Below are 6,578 nucleotides of genomic sequence, written 5' to 3' on the forward strand. Positions count from 1 at the left end.
AATACACTGACCAGAAAGGAACCGACAAAAATACCGATAAAATAGGCCACATACAGTAAGCTGTAATAGATCGGTGAGCCATAGGATACCGCAATGGAAGGCATGGCAATAATTAAAATGGCCATCGAAAAGTTCGTCAAAGCAAAGAACGGGAGCATAATTCTCAGGAAGGTGTGCCGTTTTACAAAAAGATATCCTTCTTTCAGCTCCTTCAGATAGTACCCCAGCTTCAGGGAACCTTTACCGTTCGTGTCCTCCATCGCAGGAGCGTCGATTTGCTTGCTGAGCCTGATATACACAAAGCCTGATAAATGCTGTCCGCAATGTTGGCAGAAGTACGGGAAGCAAAGAAACGGATAAACCGACGATCCTTAAACAATTGATTCACATCTTCCATTTCCTTACTGCGAAATGGTCAAGGCGTTTAAGAGCCTGTCACTGGCAGCTTGGAAGATTCGATGAATTTTCTCGTGATCCTCTTCAAAGGGAAGGGATAGAGAAATCAGCAATACACTTTCTGTGTATACAGACTCAAAGAAAATCGCTTTTCCTCCGTTTGCCTGTTCCTTCTTTCTGTCTAAAGCACCGATTTTCTTTAAACCTCCCTGCATTTCACCCAAGTGGTTAAACACGATAGGCAGTTGCTCAAGTCCCTTTTTTAAAATGGAACTGGATTGTGGGTAAGTCGGTTCCATTTCTTCGTTAAAGATCAGATTGAAGAAATTTAAATGATGATGTGCGGCAGTATCCAAGAGTTTCTGGATATCATTTTCGTAGGATATTCTCTCCTCCTTCAGGAGTAAGACGGGAATGTGGTCAATATATTCTCCCACCGATCCAAAGTAGTTCCGATCCCCATACTGTCGTCCATATTGTGTCAACCATAATGGAACTTCGGACTGTTCAAAATAGCTGCTCAAGAACTGGAATGCCATTTGCAACGAAATATCCCATAGGTTCACAGCCTCCTCCTGCGTTGGAATATCATGCAGGTTTAGTTTCCAACGATATGAAGTAGGTGCTGCATAATTACACCCCAGCATCCGTTCATGGATACGACTATTATGATCCTCAAATGCCGGGAGCTTAAATTGCTCCACAATCTGCGGATCGCTGAGTCCTTGAGGACCTTGGCGGATATGATCGACATAATCGTGATAATGGAATGTTTTAACTGTCTGACTTTGCTGTATATGATCGTATTCCTCCAGAAGCTGATTATGCAAAACTACACCACTCGTCGCATCAAAGATGATATGTGAGCATGGCAGTAGCAGTAAATGTTCCCGCAAATTCAAGCGAACCAGCATCATCCGGTATTGCAGAGCGTGTTTCTGCTCATATGGTTCAAAATAAAGATTCGACATGAGGGATGAAAGAAGCTGCTGTTGGGTCTGTACCGGATAGATCGAAAGATCCACGCTAGGCAATGAAATATGCTCCGGTGTTGGCCGTACTTCCCATTCCCAGACTCCATCCGCGTGTACAAGCACACTTCTCAGTAATTCATGGCGATGAATTAACTGCCGAATCGCTGTATTCAGACGCCCCATATCCACGTATTGGTCCAACCGAACCACGGTGCCTGAGGAAGCCGGGTGCATCAAATGGTAATGCTGTGCAGGTGCGAGCGGGAAACGATGGATAGCCTCTGAGCTGAGTAGATGCTCATGCCAGCTAGCATTCATTTCAGCGATTTTTAAAATCCATTCTTCAGTCTGACGTTGATGACTGTTTTCCTGTTCCTCGTCTGTTTGCTCCAGCTCTGTGTGCCCTGTTCTGACCATTAGGCTGGCGTCTTCCCCACCCATCGGAACGATATAATGAGGATGGAGGTCGGAATGAACATGAGACGAGATTCCCGCGGTCATCTCATCCACCTGATCTGCCCGGAAGGGATGCACATACAGAAACAAGTAATCGCGTTCATCGTTAGGTACGAATTGAAGCATGGCCTGTACGCCAAAGGTTTCGCTAATCCATTGTTCAGCTTCCGTTACATCTGTAAGCAATGAAGTATCTTGCTTGGTGACAACTTTATCAAGGGATAACAGATCGGACAAGCTTCGAATGGTTTGATGTTGCAACACTTGGTGTATGCCGAGTGGAATACCTGATTCCTGTGCTTTGGAAACGAGCTGAATGGCCTTTAAAGAATGACCTCCAAGCTCAAAGAAGTTCTCGTCGATACTTACCTTTTCTACCCCAAGCACCGCCCGCCAGAGATTCGCCAATTGTTGTTCCACTTCATTTCTTGGAGCCACGTAAGCTATATCCGGGCTACTTGCCAATTCCGGCAGTGGCAGTGCCGTGCGGTCAATTTTACCGTTTGGTGTTAGTGGCATGGATTCCATCTGCACAAAGTACGAAGGCACCATATAGTTAGGTAGCTTTTCACCCAGTAAGCTGCGTAACTCACTTGTACTCACTTCGCGCTCTGCCACATAGTACGCCACCAGTTGGTTTTGACCCTGCTCATCCTCATGGGATAGTACAATTACCTCTTGCACAGCCTCCACCTTCAGCAGGTTTGCCTCCACCTCGCCCAGTTCAATCCGGTACCCCCGGATTTTCACCTGGTGGTCGATGCGGCCTAAGTGCTCAATGTTGCCGTCCGGCATCCATCTCGCCAAGTCCCCTGTGCGATACATCCGTTCATATCCTGCTTCTCCGTCCGTAAACAGATTCGGTATAAATTTCTCATCCGTGAGCTCCGGACGATGCAGATATCCACGTGCCAGCCCTTCCCCCGATACACACAATTCTCCAGCTACGCCCACAGGTGCCAGATGTCCATGCGCATCCACGATATATACCCGGTGATTCGGTACGGGACGTCCGATAGAAATCCGTTCATCCGCATTCGCATCCTCAGACACCGGCCAGATCGTTGTGATAATTGAGTTTTCCGTTGGGCCGTATCCGTTATAATACGGAACCTGATCTTTCCATTGCTGTACAAGCTCTAATGAGGAGGCCGATCCGGCCGTAAACAGGATACGCAGACTCGACATCCGCTTCGGTTCCAGATACACCGCATACGTCGGTGGCAGCATGACTACGGTAATTTGGTGCTCTGCGGTATATTGTTCAAACCGCTCATAGTTTAAAATCGTCTCCATGGTCGGTACGTACAGTGTGGCTCCGCAGAACAGCGTTTGGAACACTTCCCAGCAAGCGGCATCAAAGGAATAGCTGGCAAACATCAGGACATGATCCGACAAGCTCATGTGTAGGGTTTCATCAAAATAGGTTTTCAGATTGCATGGCCCGTGATGCTCAATCATAACGCCCTTCGGCTGGCCCGTCGTTCCTGAGGTATAAATCACATATGCCAGATCGTTCGGGCCAGACACTGGCTCCAGATTCGACCCCTCTTCGTGATAGACCCCCTGCTCCCCATCCAGCACCAGTATCTTGCCGTCGAAGGCCACTTTTTCCAGCAGATGGCTTTGTGTTAATAAGAGAGCTGCTCCCGAGTCGTCCAGCATATAGCGGATACGATCCTCTGGATACGTTGGATCTAGAGGAACATACGCGCCTCCCGCTTTCATAATCCCGAGCATCCCCACGATCATATCCACCGAACGCTCCGTCATAATCCCCACCAGGCTGTCTGTTGTTACGCCGTGACTCCGCAAGGTACGAGCCAGTCGGTTTGCACGTTCATTCAGCTCGCGGTAGGTCAACTGTGCTCCTTCGAAGAACAATGCTGCCTGCTCCGGGGTCTGCGCCGCTTGAGCCTCGAACAAGCCGTGAATCGTCTGCTCGCTCGGATAGTCCGCTGCGGTATCTCCCCACACGTTGAGAATTTGCTCGCGTTCTTGCTTGGTCAAGACATCCAGCTCACGCACTCGAATGTCCGGGTTCGACGTTACCTGCTCCAGCAGTTGCACCAGATGTCCCTGAATCTGTTCTATACTTTCGCGCTCAAAGACTAGTGCGTTGTAATTAAAGCTCATGTGAATGGATTTCCCCGACTGTATCACCAGATTAAAGTCATAGCGCGTCGGTTCGATCTCAGTCAGGCGAAGACTGGTCTGCTGCCCTTCACCGAACTGCTGCATTTGTTTCTCCGCCGGATCACTTGCAAAAATAATCCTGTGGTTGATCCAATTTTGCTTCAGGTCCGACAACGCCTGAATTTCAGTCAGCGGATACGCAGTATGCATATGAGTAGCTATAGATTGCTCCTCGTTTTGCTTCATCATTTGCGAGAACAGACTGTTCTCATTACTTCTAATCCGTACAGGTACTGTATTCTGAGACAGAACCATCATTTGTTCCACATTCAGAAGATCAGGCGAATGCCCGGAAACCGTACTACCCAATACGACATCATCTGTACCATTATATTTTTGGAGCAATATGCCCCAGACTGTCTGCATCAGTGTAGTCAGTGTCACCTGATGACGTTTGGCAATCCGTTGAATCATCGTCGTCAGCCCCACGCTCAAATCGGTGTTAAGCTGCTTTGCCTGATAATCCGTGTTTGACTGCATTTTGACTTGTGGTAAATGGGCCTGTTCTTCATATCCGTCGAGATATGCATTCCAGTAACGAGCAGCTTTTTGACGTTCCTGATGTATTTTCAGCACAGATACCGATTCTTCTGTAGTGATCCTTTCCAGTTCGCCCAGCGAGATATCTGGATTGGCTATGATGGTTTCTACCAAACGTACGAAGTGACGCGTAATCTGCTCGATGGTTTCCCGCTGGTAGAGCGATGTTGCATATTGCAATCCGAAATGGATGCCTGTTTCTTCTTCGCTGGCTTCCAGCATCAAGTCAAACTTCGCCGGAGCCTGCTCCATGCCGTATGATCGGAAACTCAGACCTTCCAACTTCAGCTCTCCTTGTTCGTTGTTTTGCAGTACGAACATCGTGTCGAACAATGGGTTGCGGCTCATATCCCGCTTCACGTTCAGTTGTTCCACCAGTTCCTCAAACGGATAGTCCTGATGCTCATAGGCTTGTAAGGTCCGGGTTTTCACATCATCTACGTAGTTACGGAACGTACGTGCTGCGGTTGGATAATTGCGTATGGCCAATGTACCTACGAACATGCCGATGATCGGCTCCAGATCAGCATGCGGTCGTCCGGCAATCGGAGAACCGACAATGATGTCTTTCTGTCCGGTATATTGATGCAGCAGCGCTGTGTAAGCCGCCAATAACACCATATATAGCGTCGAGCCTGTCTGTGCTGCCAGCTCCTTCAAGCGTTCGCTGACCTCGCGTTCCAGCCTGAACACGACCGTGTCGCCTGCCGTACTTCGAACCGCCGGGCGGGCAAAATCGGTTGGCAGGTTCAGCACGGGCAGCTCACCCCGGAAGGTATCTAGCCAGTAGGCTTCCTGGCGCTTCATCCAGTCCTGCTGCGCTTCGCTTTGCTGCCATACGGCGTAGTCTTTGTATTGAATACGTAGCGGAGGTAACCCCTCACCGCTATACAAGCGAACAAATTCGTCGGTCAGTACCCTCATGGATGCGCCGTCCGAGATAATATGGTGCATGTCCAACATCAGCAGATGCTGTGGCTCTTCTTCTATTCCTTGTACGCCCAAATCCACCAAGGCCACGCGCAGTAGCGGAGCGGCTTGCAGATCAAACGGACGTATAAAGCGCTGCACCAGCTCTTGCGCTTCTTGGCTGACAATCGTGTCGGATACAACTGCATAGTCATAATCTTTATGCGTAGCCTCGGCATCACGATCTTTGGAGCCCGCAGGTGTGACGGCGCTTGCTTCCACCTGCACTTGTCCAGCCATATCTCCATGCGTAACGGCGTGCTCTGCCTGCACTTTCGCATATTCCACCGCAAACGGTACCGTATCGGCAATCCATTGCATCGGCTCGCTGTCTACCCGCTCCAAGCGGGTACGTAAGCTGGCGTGACGGGCGATCAGTTGACGGAACACGTCTTCTACTCGTTGTACATCCAGCGGACCGCTCACTTGCAGCACCGACGGCATGTTGTAGTTCACATCATTCGGGTCGAACTGATGCAGCACATACAGTCGTTTTTGCGCCGAGGATAACGGGTAGAAGCCACGGGCTTCCGTTACCGGAATGGACGCATACGCCACTTGATCCAGCTGTTCCAGGACGGCTGCCAGTTGTTCAATCGTTGGTGCTTCAAAAATACTGCGCAACGGAAGCGACTTGTTTAGCTCCTTGTGAATCTTCGAGGCCAGCGTCGTCGCCCGCAGCGAGTGTCCACCGATCTCGAAGAAGTTTTCCTTCACGCCGACCTGCGCCAAGCCCAGCACATCCTGCCAAATTTGCGCCAGCTTCACTTCCACCCACGTCCGAGGTGCGACATAATCCGCTTCGCTTTGCAGGCTACCTTCTGGTGCTGGCAGTGCCTTGCGGTCGATTTTGCCGTTCGGACTCAGCGGCATCTGCTCCAGCTGTACAAAGTACGATGGCACCGTATAGCTTGGCAGCTCCCGGCCCAACTCACTTCTCAGCTCGCTGGCACCGATTTCCTGCCCGGCGACGTAGTACGCCACCATTTGTTTTTGGCCTGTTTCATCCGCACGGGCCATGACTACGGCTTCTCGTACAGACTCCAC

The 6,578-nt window shown here is 49.9% G+C and carries 1 protein-coding gene and 1 pseudogene; both read right to left on the reverse strand.

From position 1 onward, the window contains the following. A pseudogene (locus E0698_RS25965) lies at positions 1 to 299 on the reverse strand (MFS transporter); the annotation flags it as partial. Positions 300 to 401: 102 nt separating this feature from the next. Further along, positions 402 to 6,578: non-ribosomal peptide synthetase (locus tag E0698_RS25970; RefSeq protein WP_192513395.1), on the reverse strand; the 6,177-nt coding region annotated here is incomplete at its 5' end.

It is taken from the genome of Paenibacillus sp. 23TSA30-6 (assembly GCF_014858585.1).
GTDB lineage: Bacteria > Bacillota > Bacilli > Paenibacillales > Paenibacillaceae > Paenibacillus.